Origin of the sequence: Pseudomonas sp. NFPP24 (assembly GCF_900112095.1) — a bacterium.
GTDB lineage: Bacteria > Pseudomonadota > Gammaproteobacteria > Pseudomonadales > Pseudomonadaceae > Aquipseudomonas > Aquipseudomonas extremorientalis.
In genome coordinates this window covers 354,438-375,353 of record NZ_FOKD01000004.1, presented here as the reverse complement: position 1 = coordinate 375,353, position 20,916 = coordinate 354,438, and the positions used below count along the sequence as shown (strand labels likewise).

At 63.6% G+C, this 20,916-nt stretch carries 21 protein-coding genes; 18 read left to right on the top strand and 3 right to left on the bottom strand.

What is annotated here, in order from left to right:
• Positions 1 to 8: 8 nt before the first annotated feature.
• The 17 genes from BM026_RS11200 to BM026_RS11120 are packed head-to-tail and all read left to right on the top strand — an operon-like array spanning position 9 to position 15,592.
• Positions 9 to 263, top strand: coding sequence for an acyl carrier protein (locus tag BM026_RS11200; protein WP_016979215.1), 255 nt, complete (start codon positions 9 to 11; stop codon positions 261 to 263).
• Positions 260 to 805, top strand: a complete 546-nt coding sequence (locus tag BM026_RS11195; RefSeq protein ID WP_092246484.1) for a COG4648 family protein — start codon at positions 260 to 262, stop codon at positions 803 to 805. Before BM026_RS11200 ends, BM026_RS11195 begins: the two co-directional genes overlap by 4 nt.
• Positions 802 to 2,472 carry an acyl-CoA synthetase family protein gene (locus tag BM026_RS11190; protein ID WP_093528542.1) on the top strand — a complete coding sequence of 557 codons (1,671 nt, stop codon included), beginning with the start codon at positions 802 to 804 and terminating at the stop codon, positions 2,470 to 2,472. Before BM026_RS11195 ends, BM026_RS11190 begins: the two co-directional genes overlap by 4 nt.
• Positions 2,465 to 3,199 (top strand): glycosyltransferase family 2 protein, encoded by a 735-nt coding sequence (locus BM026_RS11185; RefSeq protein WP_092246478.1) that lies wholly within the window; start codon positions 2,465 to 2,467, stop codon positions 3,197 to 3,199. Before BM026_RS11190 ends, BM026_RS11185 begins: the two co-directional genes overlap by 8 nt.
• Positions 3,196 to 4,131 (top strand): LpxL/LpxP family acyltransferase, encoded by a 936-nt coding sequence (locus BM026_RS11180; protein ID WP_092246475.1) that lies wholly within the window; start codon positions 3,196 to 3,198, stop codon positions 4,129 to 4,131. The genes BM026_RS11185 and BM026_RS11180 overlap by 4 nt, the downstream gene beginning before the upstream one ends.
• Positions 4,115 to 5,656, top strand: a complete 1,542-nt coding sequence (gene hutH, locus BM026_RS11175) for an HAL/PAL/TAL family ammonia-lyase (protein WP_093528539.1) — start codon at positions 4,115 to 4,117, stop codon at positions 5,654 to 5,656. Before BM026_RS11180 ends, hutH begins: the two co-directional genes overlap by 17 nt.
• On the top strand, positions 5,649 to 6,074 hold the full coding sequence (locus tag BM026_RS11170; protein ID WP_093528536.1) for an acyl-CoA thioesterase: 426 nt from the start codon (positions 5,649 to 5,651) through the stop codon (positions 6,072 to 6,074). The genes hutH and BM026_RS11170 overlap by 8 nt, the downstream gene beginning before the upstream one ends.
• 29 nt (positions 6,075 to 6,103) lie before the next feature.
• Complete coding sequence (locus BM026_RS11165; RefSeq protein WP_093528533.1) at positions 6,104 to 6,757, top strand: outer membrane lipoprotein carrier protein LolA; 654 nt, start codon at positions 6,104 to 6,106, stop codon at positions 6,755 to 6,757.
• Positions 6,747 to 9,059 (top strand): MMPL family transporter, encoded by a 2,313-nt coding sequence (locus BM026_RS11160; protein ID WP_093121331.1) that lies wholly within the window; start codon positions 6,747 to 6,749, stop codon positions 9,057 to 9,059. The genes BM026_RS11165 and BM026_RS11160 overlap by 11 nt, the downstream gene beginning before the upstream one ends.
• A gap of 33 nt (positions 9,060 to 9,092) precedes the next feature.
• Positions 9,093 to 10,340, top strand: coding sequence for an NAD(P)/FAD-dependent oxidoreductase (locus BM026_RS11155; protein ID WP_093121333.1), 1,248 nt, complete (start codon positions 9,093 to 9,095; stop codon positions 10,338 to 10,340).
• Complete coding sequence (locus tag BM026_RS11150; protein ID WP_092246456.1) at positions 10,337 to 11,071, top strand: class I SAM-dependent methyltransferase; 735 nt, start codon at positions 10,337 to 10,339, stop codon at positions 11,069 to 11,071. Before BM026_RS11155 ends, BM026_RS11150 begins: the two co-directional genes overlap by 4 nt.
• Positions 11,068 to 11,550, top strand: coding sequence for a hypothetical protein (locus BM026_RS11145; RefSeq protein WP_093528531.1), 483 nt, complete (start codon positions 11,068 to 11,070; stop codon positions 11,548 to 11,550). The genes BM026_RS11150 and BM026_RS11145 overlap by 4 nt, the downstream gene beginning before the upstream one ends.
• The gene (locus BM026_RS11140; RefSeq protein ID WP_093513473.1) at positions 11,547 to 12,713 is read left to right on the top strand and encodes a beta-ketoacyl-[acyl-carrier-protein] synthase family protein; all 1,167 of its coding nucleotides are present in this window, start codon (positions 11,547 to 11,549) and stop codon (positions 12,711 to 12,713) included. The genes BM026_RS11145 and BM026_RS11140 overlap by 4 nt, the downstream gene beginning before the upstream one ends.
• The gene (locus BM026_RS11135) at positions 12,710 to 13,171 is read left to right on the top strand and encodes a hotdog family protein (RefSeq protein WP_092246447.1); all 462 of its coding nucleotides are present in this window, start codon (positions 12,710 to 12,712) and stop codon (positions 13,169 to 13,171) included. Before BM026_RS11140 ends, BM026_RS11135 begins: the two co-directional genes overlap by 4 nt.
• A complete protein-coding gene (locus BM026_RS11130; protein ID WP_092246444.1) occupies positions 13,168 to 13,896 on the top strand; it encodes a 3-ketoacyl-ACP reductase FabG2 in 729 nt (242 codons plus the stop codon). Before BM026_RS11135 ends, BM026_RS11130 begins: the two co-directional genes overlap by 4 nt.
• A complete protein-coding gene (locus BM026_RS11125; protein WP_071492357.1) occupies positions 13,896 to 15,122 on the top strand; it encodes a beta-ketoacyl-ACP synthase in 1,227 nt (408 codons plus the stop codon). Before BM026_RS11130 ends, BM026_RS11125 begins: the two co-directional genes overlap by 1 nt.
• Positions 15,123 to 15,148: 26 nt before the next feature.
• Positions 15,149 to 15,592, top strand: coding sequence for a hypothetical protein (locus BM026_RS11120; RefSeq protein ID WP_093121349.1), 444 nt, complete (start codon positions 15,149 to 15,151; stop codon positions 15,590 to 15,592).
• Between the two features lie 160 nt (positions 15,593 to 15,752).
• On the opposite strand, the gene BM026_RS11115 is transcribed toward BM026_RS11120, so the two are convergent.
• Positions 15,753 to 16,646 carry a LysR family transcriptional regulator gene (locus BM026_RS11115; protein ID WP_093528528.1) on the bottom strand — a complete coding sequence of 298 codons (894 nt, stop codon included), beginning with the start codon at positions 16,644 to 16,646 and terminating at the stop codon, positions 15,753 to 15,755.
• 172 nt (positions 16,647 to 16,818) lie between these two features.
• Between BM026_RS11115 and BM026_RS11110 the strand changes: the two genes are divergently transcribed.
• Complete coding sequence (locus BM026_RS11110; protein ID WP_371914409.1) at positions 16,819 to 18,045, top strand: MFS transporter; 1,227 nt, start codon at positions 16,819 to 16,821, stop codon at positions 18,043 to 18,045.
• A gap of 119 nt (positions 18,046 to 18,164) precedes the next feature.
• Here the strand turns inward: BM026_RS11110 and hemE are convergent, their stop codons facing one another.
• Complete coding sequence (hemE, locus tag BM026_RS11105) at positions 18,165 to 19,232, bottom strand: uroporphyrinogen decarboxylase (RefSeq protein ID WP_093121351.1); 1,068 nt, start codon at positions 19,230 to 19,232, stop codon at positions 18,165 to 18,167.
• Between the two features lie 241 nt (positions 19,233 to 19,473).
• Positions 19,474 to 20,892 (bottom strand): FAD-dependent oxidoreductase, encoded by a 1,419-nt coding sequence (locus BM026_RS11100; protein WP_092246428.1) that lies wholly within the window; start codon positions 20,890 to 20,892, stop codon positions 19,474 to 19,476.
• Positions 20,893 to 20,916 lie beyond the last annotated feature (24 nt).

Below are 20,916 nucleotides of genomic sequence, written 5' to 3'. Positions count from 1 at the left end.
ACCGGACCATGCAAACTCGTGACGATATTTTCAACACCCTGCGCGATGCCTTGGTGGAACTGTTCGAACTGCCGCCGGAACGCGTTACCCTGGACGCCAACCTGTACCAGGACCTGGAAATCGACAGCATCGATGCCGTCGACTTGATCGACCATATCAAGCGCCAGACCGGCAAGAAGATCGCCGCCGAGGAATTCAAGGCTGTGCGCACCGTGAACGACGTGGTTGAGGCGGTGTACCGTCTGGTCACGCCTGCCGCATGAGCCGGCTGATCGGCCTTGGCCTGTTGCTGGCGGGGCTGCTGTACCCCTTTGCGGTGTATTACGGCACCGAACACTTCGCCCCGTGGCAATTCGGTCTGCTGCTCGGCAGTCTGTGGCTGCTGCGCGCGCTGACCGGTGCACGACGCCCGGGCAGCCGCGGGATGGCGCTGGCGGTGATCGTGTTCTGCCTGTTGCTCGCCTGGTTCGACAACCCCCGCCTGCTGCGCTGGTACCCGAGCCTGGTCAGCGCGTTCATGCTGGCGCTGTTCGGCCTGAGCCTCAAATATGGCCCGCCGATGGTCGAGCGCCTGGCGCGCATGACCGACCCGGTGCTGGCGCCGCATGCCATCGTGTACACCCGCCAGGTCACCGTGGTGTGGAGTGTGTTTTTTCTGTGTAATGGCCTGCTCGCCGCCGCCCTCACCCTGTGGGCACCGCTGAGCTGGTGGACGTTGTACAACGGCCTGATCGCCTACGGGCTGATGGGGCTGTTGTTTGCCGTGGAATGGCTGGTACGACAAAGGGTTCGAGGCCGCGTATGAATGGGTTGAAACTTGAGCACGTGCTGCTTGAGCCGCTGGAACAGCGTCCGGTTACCACCGAACCTGCCATGAATCATGCCCAACTGTGGGCATACTCCCTGAGCCTGGCGGCGGGCCTGCAAGCCCGCGGCATCCAGCGACTGGCCGTGTACCTGGAAGATGCCGGCCTGCTGGCGATTGCCCTGCTGGGTGCCTGGCGGGCCGGAGTCAGCGTACTGCTGCCCGCCGACCTGCAACCTCAGACCCGCCAACGCTGGGATGAGGCCGTCGATGCCTGGCTGACCGAAGCGGCTGACCTTGAGTCGCTGTATGCGGCGCCATTGAGCGCTGCCGCACTTGAACTGGACGCTTGCCAACTGAGCCTGTGCACCTCCGGCTCCAGCGGCGAACCCAAGCGCATCGACAAGACCCTGCGTCAACTGGCCAACGAGGTCGAGGCCCTGGAAACCCTGTGGGGCCAGGACCTCAAGGACGCCTGCATCATCGGCAGCGTCGCCACCCAACACATCTACGGTTTGCTGTTCCGCGTCCTGTGGCCGCTGTGCGCCGGCCGTACCTTTGTGCGCAAGCAACTGGCATTCCCTGAAGACATGCAGCGCGCCAGTCGCGAGCATGCGCACTTTGCCTGGGTTGCCAGCCCGGCACTGCTCAAGCGCATGGGCGATAACCTCGACTGGCCGGCACTGAGCAGCGTGTCGCGGGTGTTTTCGTCCGGCGGCGCGTTGCCGGTGGACGCCGCCGGCAGCCTGTATGACCGCTTGCAACAATGGCCGACCGAGATTCTCGGCAGCTCGGAAACCGGCGGCATCGCCTGGCGCCAAGGCGCACAGCCGTGGCAGCCGTTTACCGACGTGCAACTGAGCCAGGATGCCGACGGTGCCCTGCGCATTGCATCGCCTTACCTGCCTGAGGGGCATGTCGAACAGACCGCCGACGCCGCACGCATCCATGCCGATGGCCGTTTCGAGCTGCTCGGCCGCCTGGACCGCATCGTCAAGCTGGAAGAAAAACGCATCTCCCTGCCCATGCTGGAACACGCGTTGATGACCCACCCGTGGGTCGCCGACACCCGCCTGGGCGTAGTCCAGGAAAATCGCGCCTCGCTTGGTGCGCTGGTGGTGTTGAGCGCCGAAGGCCTGCATGCCTTGCGCAATCAAGGCCGCCGGACCGTCACCCAAACCCTGCGCCAACACCTGAGCCAGCACTGCGAAGCCCTGGCCCTGCCGCGTCGTTGGCGATTGCTGAGGCAGCTGCCGCTGAACAGCCAAGGCAAACTGCCTCAGGCCGACATCGAGGCACTGCTGCTGGCACCCCGGCCCAAGGCACCGGAAGTATTGGAGCGCGTCGAAGCCAACGGCGAATGGACCGTGCAACTGAGCGTCCCGCCAGACCTGGCCTATTTCAGCGGCCACTTCCCGGTCACGCCGGTGCTGCCGGGCGTGGTGCAAGTCGAGTGGGCGTTCAACCTGGGCCAACAACTGCTCGATTTGCCACCGAGTTTTGCGGGTATGGAAGTGCTCAAGTTTCAGCAATTAGTGCGCCCAGGCGATGGGATCGAACTGCACCTGCGCTTTGACCCGGAACGCGACAAATTGTATTTCGCCTATCGCAACGGCGTAGCGGCCTGCTCCAGCGGACGCATTCAGTTGGTGGCATCCAATGCATAACCCCTGCGCCCTGATCCCGGTCTACAACCACGAAGCCGCCGTGCCGGCCGTGGTCCGCAGCCTGCTGGACAGCGGCCTGCCCTGCCTGTTGGTGGATGACGGCAGCAGCCCGGCGTGCGCAGCGGTATTGGCGCAACTGGCAACCCTGGACAACGTCACCCTGCTGACCTTGCCGAACAACCAGGGCAAAGGCGGCGCGGTGATGGCCGGCTTTCGCGAAGCCGCACGCCTGGGTTTCAGCCACGCCCTGCAAGTCGACGCCGACGGCCAGCATGACCTGCGCGAAGTCGAGACCTTTATCGACACCTCGCGTCGGCATCCCGATGCGATTATCTGCGGCTATCCCGAATACGACGACAGCGTGCCCAAAGGCCGCTTGTACGCGCGCTACCTGACCCACGTGTGGGTGTGGATCAACACCTTGTCGTTGCAGATCCGCGACTCGATGTGCGGCTTTCGCGTGTACCCGCTGGCACCGGTGCTGGCGCTGATGGACTCGGCCTACATCGGCACGCGCATGGACTTCGACTCCGACATTCTGGTGCGCCTGGCCTGGCGCAACCAACCGATGCGCTGGCTGCCGACCCAGGTGCATTACCCGGCCGATGGCCTGTCGCACTTCCGCCTGTTCCGCGACAACGTACGCATCTCGGCCATGCACACCCGACTGTTCTTCGGCATGCTGATCCGCGCGCCGATGATCCTGTGGCGGCGGTGGCAGGCATGAGTGACAGCAGCAAACACTGGGCCGACCGCGAGGAGCGCGGCAGCTATTGGCTGATGAAACTCACCGCCTTCGCCGCCAAGGTCCTTGGTCGTCGACTGCTGAGCCCGGTGTTGTACGGCATCGTCCTGTACTTCTTCCTGTTCGGCCGCACCGCCCGACAGAGCGCCTGGCAATACCAGCAGCGCCTGGCCGACTGGAGCGGGCGTGACGAACTGCGCCCTACCCACTGGAAAGTCTTCGGCCAGTTCATGGCCTTTGCCGACTCGTTGCTCGACAAGCTCGACGTGTGGAACGGCAAGTTGCGTCTGGAGCAGATTGAAATCAACGACCCTGCGCAATTGCGCGGGCAACTGCGGGGCGAGCGCGGGCAGATGCTGGTGGGCGCGCACCTGGGCAACCTCGAAGTGTGCCGGGCGCTGGCCGAGATCGGTGAACAGGTCACCATGAACGTGCTGGTGCACACCAAGCACGCCGAACAATTCAACCGTCTGTTGGGCGAGGCCGGGGCGACGCACTTGCGCCTGATCCAGGTCAGCGAGCTGGACCCGGCCACCATGCTGCTGCTCAGCCAGCGCCTGGATGACGGCGAGTGGCTGGCCATCGCCGGCGACCGCGTGCCGCTGCACGGTGGGCGCACGGTGCGTGTGGACTTCCTCGGCCACGACGCCGCCTTCCCCCAAGGCCCGTGGCTGCTGGCCGGCCTGCTCAAATGCCCGGTGAACCTGTTGATGTGCCTCAAGCACGGCAGCCGCTATCGCCTGAGCATCGAGCCGTTTACGCCGCTGATCGAATGGAAACGCACCACCCGCGAGCAGGTCATAGCCCTGTGGACCGCACGCTACGCCGCACGCCTGGGCGAGTTCTGCCTGGAAGCGCCCCGACAATGGTTCAACTTTTACCCTTTCTGGAAGACCGATGACCACGCATCTTGAGCCGGTAACCTTTGGCGAACGCCCTTTGCGCATCGAAGACGTGCTGGCCCTGGCCAACCGTCAAGCGCCTACGCAGTTGCAGGATGACCCCGCGTATCGCCAGCGCATCGCCAAGGGCGCGCAGTTCCTCGACTCGCTGCTGGACAAGGAAGGCGTGATCTACGGCGTGACCACCGGCTACGGCGACTCCTGCGTGGTGGCGGTGCCCTTGCAGCACGTCGAAGCGCTGCCGCGTCATCTGTACACCTTCCACGGTTGCGGCCTGGGCAAGTTGCTCGACGCCCAGGCCACCCGGGCGGTGCTGGCGGCTCGTTTGCAGTCGCTGTGCCACGGCGTATCCGGTGTGCGCGTGGAGCTGCTGGAGCGCCTGCATGCGTTCCTCGAACACGACGTGCTGCCGCTGATCCCGGAAGAAGGCTCGGTGGGCGCCAGCGGTGACCTGACGCCCCTGTCCTACGTGGCCGCAACCCTGTCCGGCGAACGTGAAGTGATGTTCCGTGGCGAACGCCGCCAGGCCGCCGACGTGCACCGCGAACTGGGCTGGAACCCGCTGGTGCTGCGCCCCAAGGAAGCCCTGGCGCTGATGAACGGCACCGCCGTGATGACCGGCCTGGCGTGCCTGGCCTTCGCCCGCGCCGACTACCTGCTGCAACTGGCCACGCGCATCACCGCGCTGAACGTGGTGGCGCTGCAAGGCAACCCGGAACACTTCGACGAGCGGCTGCTCGCCGCCAAGCCGCACCCGGGGCAGATGCAAGTCGCCGCCTGGCTGCGCAAGGACCTGGCCATCGATGCGCCGACCGCGCCACTGCACCGTCTGCAGGACCGTTACTCACTGCGCTGCGCGCCCCACGTCCTCGGCGTGTTGGCCGACAGCCTGAACTGGCTGCGTTCGTTCATCGAGATCGAGCTGAACAGCGCCAACGACAACCCGATCATCGACGCCGAAGAAGAACGCGTGCTGCACGGCGGGCACTTCTACGGCGGGCATATCGCCTTTGCCATGGACAGCCTCAAGACCCTGGTGGCCAACGTCGCCGACCTGCTCGACCGCCAGCTCGCACTGTTGGTGGACGTGCGCTACAACCACGGCCTGCCGAGCAACCTGTCCGGCGCGCCGGCTGACCGCGCCATGATCAACCACGGCTTCAAGGCGGTGCAGATCGGCACCAGCGCCTGGACCGCCGAAGCCCTGAAAAACACCATGCCCGCCAGCGTGTTCTCGCGCTCCACCGAGTGCCACAACCAGGACAAGGTGAGCATGGGCACCATCGCCGCCCGCGATGCGATCCGCGTGCTGGAGCTGACCGAACAGGTCGCCGCCGCAACTTTGCTCGCGGCCAACCAGGGCGTGTGGCTGCGGGCCCAGGCCGAGGATGCGCGGCCGCTGCCACCGGCCTTGGCCGCCATGCACGCGGAACTGGCCAAGGACTTCCCGCCGGTCATCGAAGACCGCGCCCTGGAAGGCGAACTGCGCCTGTGCCTGCAACGCATCGCCGAACAACACTGGAGGCTGCATGCGTAACCCTGGCGTGCTGCATTGCGACACTGAAATCCTCGTGCCGTTTTTTGACGTCGACACCATGAACGTCGTGTGGCACGGGCATTACGTGAAGTACCTGGAGGTGGCGCGTTGCGCGCTGCTGGACAAGCTCGGCCACAACTACGCGGCGATGCTCGAATCGGGCTACGCCTGGCCGGTGATCGACCTGCAACTGCGCTACGTGCGCGGCGCCGTGTTCGGCCAGACCATCAACGTACGCGCCAGCCTGGTGGAGTGGGAGAACCGCTTGAAGGTCAACTACCTGATCACCGACCTGGCCAGCGGCGAGCGTTTGACCCGCGCCAGCACCGTGCAAGTCGCGGTGGAAATCGCCACGCGCGAGATGCAACTGGCCTCCCCCAAAATTTTCACCGACGCCGTCGAAAGGGCCCTGAAATGAAATCCCATGTGGGAGGGGGCTTACCCCCGATGGACTTCAACGATAACGCGATCCGCCGGACACTACGCAGCGCCCTCAGGCTCATCGCGGGCAAGCCCGCTGCCACATTTTTGATCGGGTTGTTCCTGAGCTTTAGTGCACATGCTTTTGACTTGCAACAACTCAGCGACCAACTGGCCAAACCCTCGGTGATCCACGGCAACTTCACCCAGGAAAAACACCTGCGTGCCCTGCCCCAGCCCTTGGTCAGCAAAGGCACCTTCGTGCTCGCCAAGCACCATGGCCTGCTGTGGCTGCTGAAAACGCCACTGCAACAGGACTACCGCATCAGCGCCCAGGGCATTGCCCGTCGCGACGCCAATAGTTGGCAACTGCTGCCGAACAAGAGCGCCGGTGCCGAACAAAATCGGCTGTTCCTCGCCGTACTGCAGGGCGACAGCAGCGGCCTGCAACGTGACTTCGAATTGAAGCTGCAAGGCGAGGCCAAGCAGTGGAAGTTGACCCTGATCCCGCGCTCGCTGTTGCTCAAGCAAGTCTTCACCCAGATCAACATCGACGGCGGCGACCTGGTGCAAACCATCGAACTGCTGGAAACCCAGGGCGACAGCACCGTGCTGCGCATGCAGGACAGCCATGCCGACCTGCCCCTGAGTGAAGCGGAGCAACACGACTTTGCCCAGTGAGCGCCTGCTGCCGCGCCTGTTCCTGATCCTGCTGGTGGCCGTGCTGGCCCTGGCCGGCTGGCAGTGGCGCCACGGTGCGCCGCTGTCGGCCAACCTGATGGAACTGGTGCCGGGCAACACCCCGGATGCGCTGGAACAGCAAGCCGAACAACGCATGCAGGAGCCGCTGAACCGCGAAATGCTGGTGCTGGTGGGACATGCCGACCGCCAGCAAGCCGTGGCCGTGGCGCAACAGTTGGGCGAGCGCTGGCAGGCCAGCGGGCTATTCGAAAAAGTGCAGTGGAACCTGCAAGCCGACTTGCCGGCACTGCGCGAGCAATTGCTGCGTGGCCGCCTGGCGATGCTGTCAGCCAAGGACCGCGAGCAACTGATCGAGCATCCCGATGCGTTTATCCAGCAACGCGTACAGGCGCTGTTCGACCCCTTCACCGGATTCAGCCTGGTGCCGAGCCAGGATGACTGGCTGGGCCTGACCGGGCGTATCCAGAACAGCCAGCCGCAACACGGCTCGGTGCAACTGGATATCGGCAGCGGCGCATTGATCGCCGATGCCGACGGCAAAAGCTGGGTGCTGCTGCGGGCACGCACCACCGGCAATGCCTTCGACATGAAACTGCCGTTGCAGGTGGCGGATCTGCTCCAGGCGAGCCGCGAGCAAGCCGGTCGGCAAGGCGCGCAGTTGCTCGCCGCCAGCGGTTTGTTGTACGCCGCCAATGGTCAACAGCAGGCCACGCGGGAGATCACCTGGGTCGGCGGCGGCGCTACCGTTGGCATCCTGTTGTTGCTGTTGCTCGCCTTCCGCCGCTGGCGCGTGCTGCTGGCCTTTGTGCCGGTGCTGGTGGGCATGCTGTTTGGCGCGGTGGCCTGTGTGGCGCTATTCGGCCATATGCATGTGATGACCTTGGTACTCGGTTCCAGCCTGATCGGCGTGGCGGTGGATTACCCGCTGCACTACCTGTCGAAGAGCTGGAGCCTGCAGCCGTGGCGCAGTTGGCCGGCGTTGCGCATCACCTTGCCCGGTTTGAGCCTGAGCCTGGCCACCAGTTGCATCGGCTACCTGGCGCTGGCCTGGACGCCGTTCCCGGCGCTGACCCAGATTGCGGTGTTCTCCGCGGCGGGACTGGTCGGTGCGTACCTGTCCGCCGTGTGCCTGCTGCCGGCGCTGCTCAAGGGCGTCGAACTGCGCCCGGCGCAATGGCCGCTGCGCGTCGCGCAATGCCTGTGGCTAGCGCGCGAGTCGCTGCTCAAGCGCGTGCCGAGCCCGGCATTGCTGGCGCTGGTGCTGCTGTTTTGCGCCGGTGGCCTGTGGCACTTGAACAGCAAGAATGATATCCGCCAGTGGATCGGCGCGCCGCCGCAGCTGCTGCAAGAAGCCCAGGCCGTGGCGCGGATCACCGGGTTCCAACCCACCAGCCAGTTTTTCCTGGTGCGTGCAGACAACCAGCAACAGCTGTTGGAGCGTCAACACGCGTTGGGCCAACGCCTAGATCAGTTGGTGAACATGGACAAGCTCCAGGGCTACCTGGCGCTCGATCAACTGGTCAGCCTGCCCGCCGAACAGCAACAACTGCGCGACGCACTGAACGCACTGCCGCAACACTGGCAGCCGCTGCTGGACCTCGGCGTGCCCGCCAGTGCCCTGCAAGCCGAAGTCGCACAGTTGCAAGCACTGCCCACCCAAGACATCGACGCCGCGCTGAAAGGCCCGCTGGCCGAGCCTTGGCGCACGCTGTGGCTCGGGCCGGTGGACGGCGGCGTGGCGGCGATGGTCAGCCTGCAAGGCTTGAACAACCCCGCGCTGCTGCGCGTGCAAGCGCTGGATCTGCCCGGCGTGCAGTTGGTCGACCGCCTGGGCGACTTGAACCGGGTGTTTGCCGACACCCAGATCAGCGCCGCTGAATTGAAGTTGATCTCCTGCGTCTTGATCGTCCTGCTGCTGATCCTGCCGTTCGGTCTCGGCGGGGCCTTGCGCATCGTCGCCCTGCCATTGCTGGCGGCGCTGTGCAGCCTGGCCAGCCTCGGTTGGCTGGGCCAGCCGCTGACGCTGTTCAGCCTGTTCGGCCTGCTGCTGGTCACGGCCATCAGCGTTGACTACGCAATCCTGATGCGCGAACAGATAGGTGGTCCTGCGGTCAGTCTTCTCGGCACATTGCTGGCGGCGCTGACGACCTGGTTGTCGTTTGGCCTGCTGGCCGTATCAAGTACGCCAGCGGTGAGCAATTTCGGCTTATCGGTCAGCCTGGGCCTGGCATTCAGCTTGATGCTGGCCCCCTGGGCCGGGCGGCAGAAGCACGCCTTATGAATGTAATTATCGCCAATGTGGCAAGGAGCCCTCGTGCCCACAGTTGAAATGGAACGTCGCCAGGTGGTGGTGATCGGTGCCGGTCCATCCGGGGCTATCGCCGCCGCGCTGTTAAAGCGCAAAGGGCATGATGTATTGATCATCGAGCGCCAGCATTTCCCACGGTTTTCGATTGGCGAAAGCCTGCTGTCGCACTGCATCGACTTTATCGAAGAAGCCGGCATGCTCGACGCCGTGCAGGCGGCAGGTTTCCAGGTGAAAACCGGCGCTGCGTTTGCCTGGGGCGAGCGCTACAGCGCGTTTGATTTCGGCGACACCTTCAGCAACGGCAAACCCACTACCTTCCAGGTGCAGCGCGGCGAGTTCGACAAGTTGCTGGCCGATCAGGCAGCCAAGCAAGGCGTGGATATCCGCTACGGCGAAACCATTGTCGGCGTGGACTTCAAGGGCGAGTCGCGCTACCTGCATGTACGCAGGGAAAACGGCAGCGAGTACCACCTCAAGGCCAAGTTCGTGCTCGATGCCAGCGGCTACGGCCGGGTGTTGCCGCGCCTGCTGGAGCTGGATCTGCCGTCGGACTTTCCGGTGCGCCAGGCGGTGTTCACCCACATCGAAGATCGCATCGAACACCCAGGTTTCGAGCGCAGCAAGATCCTGGTGACCACACACCCGACCCAGCGTGATATCTGGTTCTGGACCATTCCGTTCAGCAACGGCCGCTGCTCGGTGGGTGTGGTCGCTGCCAAGCAGCATTTCGACGGTCGTGACAGTGACCTCGACGCCTGCCTGCGCGGCTTCATCGATGAAACCCCGAGCCTGGCCGGTGTGCTGCAAAACGCCGTATGGGATACGCCGGCGCGGACCATCGGCGGCTACGCGGCCAACGTCAAAACCCTGCACGGGCCTGGCTTTGCGCTGCTGGGCAACGCGGCGGAATTTCTCGACCCAGTGTTTTCTTCGGGCGTGACCATCGCCATGCGTTCGGCGAGCATGGCGGCCGGCGTGCTGCATCGTCAGCTCAACGGCGAAACCGTAGACTGGCAGACAGAGTTTGCCGAACCGTTGAAGCGCGGTGTCGATACGTTCCGCTGCTACGTCGAAGGCTGGTACGCCGGGACGTTCCAGGATGTGATCTTCCATCCGGGCAGTTCGCCGGAGATTCGCCGGATGATCGCGTCGATCCTCGCCGGTTATGCGTGGGATGAGCGCAACCCGTTTGTGAGTGAACCCAAGCGACGCTTGCGGATGTTGTCGGAAATTTGCGCAGGGGACGCCGCGTGAGCAGTCAGTATTTGAGTAAGAACTACGTCGAAGAAACCAGGTTCGGCTTCTGGTTCCTGCGCAGCCACACCTGGCAGCACCATGTGTTGCGCGTGGCGATCAACGACCTGCGCAGCCTGTTCACCGAACCACTGCCACAAGCGCCGGTGCTGCTGGACGCCGGTTGCGGCCAGGGCAAATCCTTCAAGCTGTTGCAGCAGGTGTTCGCCCCGAAGCGCCTGATCGGTCTTGACGCGGACCTGCACAGCCTGGAACTGAGCCGTGAAGAAGCGGCGCGCCAGGGCCTGGCCATCGAGCTGATCGGCAGTGACTGCGCCACCCTGCAGGTGTCGGACGACAGCGTGGACATCCTGTTCTGCCACCAGACCTTCCACCACTTGGTAGAGCAGCATCGCGCACTCAAGGAGTTCTACCGCGTGCTCAAGCCAGGCGGTTACTTGCTGTTTGCCGAGTCCACCGAAGCCTATATCGACACCTGGGTGATCCGCTGGCTGTTCCGCCACCCGATGCATGTGCAGAAAAGCGCCGAAGAATACCTGGAGATGCTCCGCGAACAGGGCTTTGAGTTCGGCCCGCAAAACGTCTCGTACCCGTACTTGTGGTGGAGCCGCTCCAGCGACTTCGGCCTGCTGGAACGCTGGGGTCTGCGCAAGGCACCGCCGGTGGGCCAACGCGAAGAAACCCTGGTCAACTGCGTGGCACGCAAACCACTGGCGAGTGCCAACCCATGATGCGCTGGCTGTTGATCGGTTGCCTGTTGCTGCTGGGCGCCTGCGCCAGCCAGGCGCCGTTGCCCGAGAAAATCCCGGCCCTGGCCTTGCCGCTGCAACTGCATGTGCAACGCCTGGCTGACGGCCAGAGCCAGGACTGGCTGTTGGTGATCCAGCGCGAAGCCAATGGCATTCGTTGGTCGATGATGGACCCCCTGGGCATTCCCCAGGCCCGGCAAAAGCTGATCGATGGCGAGTGGCAAGCCGATGGCTTGCTGCCGCCCAACCCCCAGGCACGCGAGCTGTTTGCCGCGCTGCTGTTTGCGCTGACCTCGGCGGATGACGTGCGTACGCTGTACCCCAGCGCACAGGCGATGGATTTGACGCGCACCCTGCCGGGCCATTGGCAGATCGTGTACCAGTCTTCCGAGGTGTTCAGCGTAAACATGACTGGCCACCCCTTGAGCTACCACATCACACCGCTAGGAGCGGCACGATGACCGCCTACCTGAACGCCCTGGGCGTGATTTGCGCCCTTGGCCGTGGCCAGGCGGAGGTCAGCCGCAGCCTGTTTGCCGGTGACTGCTCCGGCATGCGCGCCGAAAGCGGCTGGGTCCCGGACCGTGTGCTGCCGGTGGCCGGTGTGCACGGCGAACTGGCAACCATCCCCGCTGAGCTGGGCCAGCAAAGCAGCCGTAATAACCAGTTGCTGCTGGAAGCGGCGTTGCAGATCGAGGGCGAGATCCGCCAGGCGATCCACACCTACGGCGCCTCACGGGTCGGCATCGTGCTCGGCACCAGCACCTCGGGTATCGATGAAGCCAGTCGCGGTATTGCCCTTTACCTGCGCGAACACCAGTTCCCCGGCGATTACGATTACCGGCAGCAGGAACTCAGCGCCCCGGCGAACTTCCTCGCCGACTGGCTGCAACTGAGCGGCCCGGCCTATGTGATCTCCACCGCCTGCACCTCCAGCGCGCGCGCATTGATGAGCGCCCAGCGCCTGCTGGACCTGGGCGTGTGCGATGCAGTGATCTGCGGCGGCGTCGACAGCCTGTGCAAGCTCACGCTCAACGGGTTCAGTGCCTTGGAAGCGGTGTCGAACGAACGCTGCAACCCGTTTTCGGTGAACCGTAACGGCATCAACATCGGCGAAGCGGCCGTGCTGTTCCTGATGAGCAAGGTGCCTGCCCCCATCGCCCTGCTGGGCAGCGGCGCCAGTTGCGATGCGCACCATATTTCCGCGCCGGAACCCACCGGCAAAGGTGCATTGCAGGCGATGCGCAAGGCCCTGGCCAGCGCGAAATTGCAGCCCGGGCAGATCGGCTATCTGAACCTGCACGGCACCGCCACCCAGCATAACGATGCGATGGAAAGCCTGGCGGTCGCCAGCCTGTTCCCCCACGGCGTGGCCTGCTCGTCGACCAAACCCCTGAGCGGGCATACCCTGGGCGCTGCCGGTGCGCTGGAAGCGGCGTTCTGCTGGTTGAGCCTGGTCCACCACCGGGTGCCGCCGCATGTATGGGATGGCCAGGCCGACCCGGCACTGCCCGCCTTGCACTGGGCGCAAGCCGCAGAGCCCCTGGAAAAACGCTGCCTGATGAGCAACTCGTTTGCCTTCGGCGGTAACAATGTCAGCCTGATTATTGGAGAGGCCCCATGATCGATTGGCCACTCGCCGAACTGCTGCCCCATGCGGGCGACATGATCCTGATCGACCAGGTGCTGTCGTTCGATGAAGAGCAGGTCCACACCCGCACCACAATCAAGCCAGGCGGCCTGTTCAACCGCGCTGACGGCAGCCTGCCGGCCTGGGTCGGCATCGAGTTGATGGCGCAAAGCGTCGCCGCCTACGCCGGTTGCCACGCGCGCCAGAAAGGTGAAGCGGTGGAACTGGGTTTCCTGCTCGGCACGCGCAAGTTCGAATGCAACGTGGAACACTTTCCGGCAGGCGCCGAGCTGAGCATCCACGGCCTGCGTTCCCTGGAAGACGACAATGGCATGGGTGTGTTCGAATGCCACCTGACCGGTGACGGTATCCAGGCGAGCGCCCGCTTGAATGTATTTCGACCGCCCCAGGCGGCCAATTATTTAGATGAATCGAAGGACGTAACGCCATGACTGAATCCGTACTGGTCACCGGCTCCAGCCGTGGCATCGGTCGCGCTATTGCACTGCGCCTGGCCCAGGCCGGGCATGACCTCGTGCTGCACTGCCGCAGCGGGCGTAGCGACGCCGATGCGGTGCAGGCCGAGGTTGAAGCCCTGGGCCGCAAGGCGCGGGTGCTGCAGTTCGATGTGGCGGATCGTGCGCTGTGCAAGGAAATTCTCGAGGCCGATGTGGAGCAACATGGCGCCTACTACGGCGTGGTGCTCAATGCCGGCCTGACCCGTGACGGCGCATTCCCGGCCCTGTCGGAGGAGGACTGGGACGTGGTGATGCGCACTAATCTGGACGGTTTCTACAACGTGCTGCACCCGGTGATGATGCCGATGATTCGTCGTCGCGCAGCCGGGCGTATCGTGTGCATCACGTCGGTTTCCGGTTTGATCGGCAACCGTGGCCAGGTCAACTACAGCGCGTCCAAAGCCGGCCTGATCGGCGCGGCCAAGGCCCTGGCCATCGAGCTGGGCAAGCGCAAGATCACCGTCAACTGCGTCGCCCCCGGCTTGATCGACACGGCGATGCTGGATGAAAACGTACCGGTGCAAGAGCTGATGAAAATGATCCCGGCGCAGCGCATGGGCACGCCGGAAGAAGTCGCCGGTGCGGTGAACTTCCTGATGTCGGCCGAAGCCGGCTATATCACGCGCCAGGTCCTGGCCGTGAATGGAGGCTTGTGCTGATGAAGCGCGTCGTCGTCACCGGCATGGCCGGCATGACCTCCCTGGGCAGCGATTGGGCGAGCATTTCGGCCAACTTCCGCGCCAACCGCAGTGGCATCCGGCGCATGGACGAGTGGGACCGCTTCACTGAATTGAACACGCGCCTGGCCGGGCCGATCGACGACTTCGTCGTGCCCGCCCATTGGACGCGCAAGCAACTGCGCAGCATGGGCCGCGTCTCGCGTCTGGCGGTGTGGGCGGCGGAGCAGGCGTTGCAGGACGCCGGCTTGCTCGGTGACGAGTCGATCAAGGACGGACGCATGGGCGTGGCTTGCGGCTCGTCCACCGGCAGCACGGACGAGATCAAGGCGTTCGGCAATATGCTGCTGAACTCGGTGGCCGAGGGGCTGAATGCCAACTCCTACGTGCGCATGATGCCGCACACCACGGCGGCGAATATCAGCATCTTCTTTGGCCTGACCGGACGGCTGATCCCCACGTCCAGCGCATGCACCAGCGGCAGCCAGGGCATCGGCTATGCCTATGAGGCGATCAAGTTCGGCCGCCTGCCCCTGATGCTCGCCGGCGGCGCCGAAGAGCTGTGCCCCACCGAAGCCATGGTGTTCGACGCGCTCTACGCCACCAGCCTGAAAAACGACGCCCCGCAAACCAGCCCACGCCCCTATGACAGTGGCCGCGATGGCCTGGTGATCGGTGAAGGCGGCGGCATGCTGGTGCTCGAAGAACTGGAACATGCGCTGGCGCGCGGTGCGCATATCCATGCCGAGATTGTCGGCTTCGGCAGCAATGCCGACGGTCAGCACACCACCCGCCCGGAGCAGAAAACCATGCGCCGCGCCATGGAGCTGGCCCTGGAAGATGCCGGGCTTGAGCCGTCCGCGATCGGCTACGTGAACGGGCATGGCACGGCCACCGACCAAGGCGACATCGCCGAAACCCTGGCCACCAGCAGCCTGTTCGGCACCCGCATGCCCATCAGTTCGCAGAAGAGTTTCCTCGGCCACACCCTCGGCGCGTGCGGCGCGCTGGAGTCGTGGTTCAGCATCGAGATGATGAACCGCGACCAGTACGTGCACACCTTCAACCTGGACACCGTCGACCCGCAATGCGGCGAGCTGGATTACCTGCAGGGTGACTTCCGCGAGATGCACCACGACTACGTGATGAACAACAACTTTGCCTTTGGCGGCGTCAACACCTCGCTGATTTTCCGCCGCTGGGCCTGACTCTTTAATCGATTGGAGAAAACGGAATGTCTTCCTTGCTACGCGTTACCTTGATCACCCTGGCCCTGCTGGTCAGCGCCGGCTGCACCAGCAAACCGATCCTCAATACCCAGCACGACCTGCCGGCCAACGCCCAGGTCAGCGAAGAAAAAATGAAAACGGTGATCGTCAACGCCCTGCAAAAGCGCGAATGGACGGTACAACGCCTCAGCCCGCAACTGGTGCAGGCCGAAATCACTGTGCGTAACCAGTACTACGCCGCCATCGACATCCGCTACACCCGCAACAGCTACGCCATCACCTACCGCGACAGCCGCGACCTGGGCTACAAGGACGGCAAGATCCATCGCAACTACAACCGTTGGGTGAACAATCTGGACAGCGACATCATGGCGGGCTTGCGCAGCAATGGCGTGAATGAGGCGGGGACGGCGGCGCAGTTGTTTGAGCAGACGGGGACGTCGAAGTAAGACCAGCGTCAGGCACACCCCCTCCGTGGTGAGCGGGCTATTGTGGTGAGCGAGCTTGCTCGCGCTGGGCTGCGTAGCGACCCCAAAGATCTTGGGAGCGCTTCGCACTCCAGCGCGGGGCAAGCCCGCTCACCACAACAAGCGCGCTCACCACAAAGCGTTATTGGGCAGCCTTGCGCGTCAACAACTCCACAAACGCCTCTGCCATGGGCGTCTGCGCGCCCTTGCGTTGCACCAGCCACACCGCCGTCATCGCCTCCTGATCCAGCAGCGTGCGATACACCACACCATCGATCCGAATGCGCTGGTAGGACGCCGGCAGTACCGACACGCCCAAGCCCGCCGCCACCAGGCCGATGATGGTCATCGCCTCCCCGGCCTCCTGGGCAAAGTGCGGGCTGAAGCCGGCATCACGCGCCAGGTTGAGCAACTGGGCATAGAGGCCGCTGCCGTAAGTGCGCGGGAAAAACACAAACGGCTCCTGTGCCAATTGCGCCAGGTGCAAACCACGCTCGCTGCCCGCCACCAACGGGTGACCCGCACTCAACACCGCCACCAAGGGTTCGCGCATCAACTCGACCACGCTCAAGGAATCCGGCAAAGGCAGTGGCCGCATCAAGCCCACCTGGATCGACTCATCCACCAGCGACTCGGCCACTTCGGTGCTGCTCATCTCCTGCAGGTTCAGATGCACCGCCGGGAATGCCTGGCGAAACGCGAAAATTGCCTGGGGAATACTGGAGTTGAACGGTGCCGACGAGGTGAAACCAATCTTCAATTCACCCAGCTCGCCCAACTGCGCCCGACGCGCCACATCCGCCGCCTTGTCCACCTGCGCCAGCACCAGCCGCGCCTCTTGCAAGAACAGCCGCCCGGCCTCGCTCAGCTCGACCCGACGATTGGTCCGCTCAAACAAACGTGCGCCCACCTCTTGCTCCAGCGCCTGAATCTGCTGGCTCAACGGCGGCTGCGAAATGCCCAACACCTGCGCGGCCCGGCCGAAATGCAGTTCTTCGGCGACGGCGATGAAGTACCGCAAGTGACGCAATTCCATGCAAACCTCATTAGGTCGTTAAAGCTATCAAACAGGTCGAACAATATATTGGAAAGAATCATTAGGGAGCTATATTCTTTTTTGCATTGCCGGTCCTGGCACGCTCTTCCTCCCCGAGGTCCCCGTGAAAGCTGTTGTTGCTCCACTCGCTCAAGACGTACCGCCCACCGCCCTGGATGAGGTGGTGGCCCAGCTCAATGACGCGTACATCGAAAAAGGCACGCCGATGTTCATGCGTACGGTGCTGGCACTGTTCTCCGGCGGTTTCGCCACTTTTGCGCTGCTGTATTGCGTGCAGCCGATGATGCCGGCGCTGTCCCACGAATTTTCCATCAATGCGGCGCAAAGCAGCCTGATCCTGTCGGTGGCCACGGCGATGCTGGCGTTCGGCTTGCTCATCACCGGGCCGATCTCCGACCGGTTGGGACGCAAGCCGGTGATGGTCTCCGCGCTGTTCTGCGCCGCGCTGGCGACCATCGCCAGTGGCTTGATGCCCACCTGGGAAGGCATCCTGTTCATGCGCGCACTGGTGGGCTTGTCACTGAGTGGCCTGGCCGCCGTAGCCATGACCTACCTGAGCGAAGAAATCCACCCGCAGCACATCGGCCTGGCCATGGGCTTGTACATCGGCGGTAACGCAATTGGCGGCATGAGCGGGCGGCTGATCATCGGCGTGTTGATCGACTTCGTCAGTTGGCACACCGCGATGCTGATCATTGGCGGTCTGGCGCTGATCGCCGCCACGGTGTTCTGGAAGATCCTCCCCGAATCACGCAACTTCCGCGCTACCAGTCTCAAGCCGCGCAGCCTGGTGGATGGCTTTGTCATGCATTTCAAGGACGCCGGCCTGCCGTGGCTGTTCCTCGAAGCGTTCCTGTTGATGGGCGCGTTCGTGACGATGTTCAACTACATCGGCTATCGCCTGCTGGCCGATCCTTATGACCTGAGCCAAGCCGTGGTCGGCCTGCTGTCGCTGGTGTACCTCTCGGGCATCTACAGCTCGGCGAAAATCGGCTCCCTGGCTGACCGCCTTGGCCGCCGTCGCGTGCTGTGGGGCACCATCGTGCTGATGCTGGCCGGCATGGCCCTGACCTTGTTCACCCCCCTGTGGCTGGTTGTGCCGGGCATGCTGATCTTCACCTTCGGCTTCTTCGGCGCCCACTCGGTGGCCAGCAGCTGGATCGGCCGCCGCGCGGTGAGAGCCAAGGGGCAAGCGTCGTCGCTGTACCTGTTCTGCTACTACGTGGGGTCGAGTATTGCCGGGACGGCAGGCGGGTTCTTCTGGCACTTCGCCGGGTGGAACGGGATCGGCGCGTTTATCGTGGCGCTGTTGATCGGGGCGTTGCTGGTGGCGTTGAAGTTGGCAAAGTTGCCGCCGTTGGGGCAAGCGAAGGCCTGAGTTTCTCTGGCTTTTAATGTGGGAGGGGGCTACACCCCGATGAGGGTAGATCAGTCATAGTTGGACTGACTGGTACACCGCCATCGGGGGCAAGCCCCCTCCCACATTCGTTTTGCGTGTTATTCGTGATACTGCGCCGACAGCTCATGCACCGCGCGCAGGAACGCACCCGCATGCTCCGGATTCACTTCCGGGGTGATGCCATGGCCGAGGTTGAACACGTGCCCGGTGCCTTTGCCGTAGCTGGCCAGGATGCGGCCAACTTCGGTGCGGATGGCTTCCGGCTTGGCGTACAGCACGGTCGGGTCCATGTTGCCTTGCAGCGCGACCTGGCCACCAACGCGACGGCGAGCCTCGCCAATGTCGCAGGTCCAGTCCAGGCCCAATGCATCGGCACCAGCGCCGGCAATGCTTTCCAGCCACAGGCCGCCACCTTTGGTGAACAGGATCACTGGCACCTTGCGCCCTTCGTGTTCGCGGATCAGGCCGCTGACGATCTTGCGCATGTAGGCCAGGGAGAACTCCTGGTACGCCGCCGCCGAGAGGTTGCCACCCCAGGTGTCGAAGATCTGCACCGCCTGGGCGCCGGCCATGATCTGGCCGTTGAGGTAGGAGGTGACCGACTGTGCCAGCTTATCCAGCAGCAGGTGCATGGCTTGCGGGTTGTCGTAGAGCATGGCCTTGGTCTTGCGGAAGTCTTTCGACGAGCCGCCTTCGACCATGTAGGTGGCCAGGGTCCAGGGGCTGCCGGAGAAGCCGATCAACGGCACGCGGCCGTTGAGCTCGCGGCGGATGGTGCTGACGGCGTCCATCACGTAACCGAGGTCTTTGTGGGGGTCTGGAATCGGCAGGGCTTCGATATCGGCCAGGGTGCTGACGACTTTCTTGAAGCGCGGGCCTTCGCCGGTCTCGAAGTACAGGCCCTGGCCCATGGCGTCAGGGATGGTGAGGATGTCGGAAAAAAGGATGGCCGCGTCCAATTGTGGATAGCGGTCCAGCGGCTGCATCGTGACTTCGCAGGCGAACTCCGGGTTCATGCACAGGCTCATGAAATCGCCGGCGTTGGCGCGACTGGCGCGGTATTCCGGCAGGTAGCGACCGGCCTGGCGCATCATCCACACAGGGGTGACGTCCACGGGTTGCTTGAGCAGGGCACGAAGGAAACGGTCGTTCTTGAGGGCAGTCATGTCGGCATCCGCAAAAAAAGTGCGGGCATTTTCTCAGAGCCAGACGCAAAAGGCACGGTATGAGCCGTGCCTTTTGTCTATCGGGTCAATTTGTCGCGGACATGAAAGCGCTGCAAAAATAAACGTGGGAGGGGGCTTGCCCCCGATTGCAGTGTGTCAGTCCCAGTATCTGTAACTGAACCACCGCTATCGGGGGCAAGCCCCCTCTCACATTTTTGACCGCATTTCAGCCTGAACGAGATTAGACGTTCAGGTAATCCAGGATCCCTTCGGCGGCATTGCGGCCTTCGAAGATCGCGGTTACCACCAGGTCAGAACCGCGCACCATGTCGCCACCGGCGAAGATCTTCGGGTTGCTGGTCTGGTGCTTGTACTGGCCTTGTTCCGGGGCTACGACGCGGCCCTGGCTGTCGGTCTGGATCTGGAATTGCTCGAACCACGGCGCCGGGCTTGGGCGGAAGCCGAAGGCGATGACCACGGCGTCGGCCGGGATGATCTCTTCGGAACCCGGGATCGGCTCGGGGCTGCGACGGCCACGGGCGTCCGGCTCTCCGAGGCGGGTCTCGACCACCTTCACGCCTTCGACGCGGTCTTCACCGACGATTGCAATCGGCTGGCGGTTGTAGAGGAATTTCACACCTTCTTCTTTGGCGTTCTTCACCTCTTTGCGCGAGCCGGGCATGTTGGCTTCGTCACGGCGATAGGCACAAGTCACCGACTTGGCGCCCTGGCGGATCGAGGTGCGGTTGCAGTCCATCGCGGTATCACCACCGCCGAGCACCACGACCTTCTTGCCTTTCATGTCGACGAAGTCTTCCGGCGACTTTTCAAAGCCCAGGTTGCGGTTGACGTTGGCGATCAGGAAGTCGAGCGCGTCATAAACGCCCGGCAGGTCCTCACCGGCAAAACCGCCCTTCATGTAGGTGTAGGTGCCCATGCCCATGAACACGGCATCGTATTCTTCGAGCAGTTGCTCCATGGTGATGTCCTTGCCGACTTCGGTATTGAGGCGGAACTCGATACCCATGCCGGTGAACACTTCACGACGGTTGCTCAGGACGGTTTTTTCCAGCTTGAACTCGGGGATGCCGAAGGTCAGCAAGCCGCCGATTTCCGGGTTCTTGTCGAACACCACCGGGGTCACGCCGCCACGCACCAGCACGTCGGCACAGCCCAGGCCCGCCGGGCCCGCGCCGATGATCGCGACGCGCTTGCCGGTCGGCTTGACCTTGGACATATCCGGGCGCCAGCCCATGGCGAACGCGGTGTCGGTGATGTACTTCTCCACCGAACCGATGGTCACCGCGCCGAAGCCGTCGTTGAGGGTGCAGGCACCCTCGCACAGACGGTCCTGCGGGCACACCCGGCCGCACACTTCCGGCAGGGTGTTGGTCTGGTGCGACAGCTCGGCGGCAGCGAGGATATTGCCCTCGGCCACCAGCTTCAGCCAGTTCGGAATGAAGTTGTGCACCGGGCACTTCCATTCGCAATACGGGTTACCGCACCCCAGGCAGCGGTGGGCCTGGTCGGCCGAGTGCTGGGGTTTGAAGGGTTCGTAGATCTCCACGAACTCTTTCTTGCGTTGACGCAACAGTTTCTTCTTCGGATCTTTGCGCCCGACATCGATGAACTGGAAGTCGTTATTCAGACGTTCAGCCATGTTAAAACCTCATCAAACTCTTCA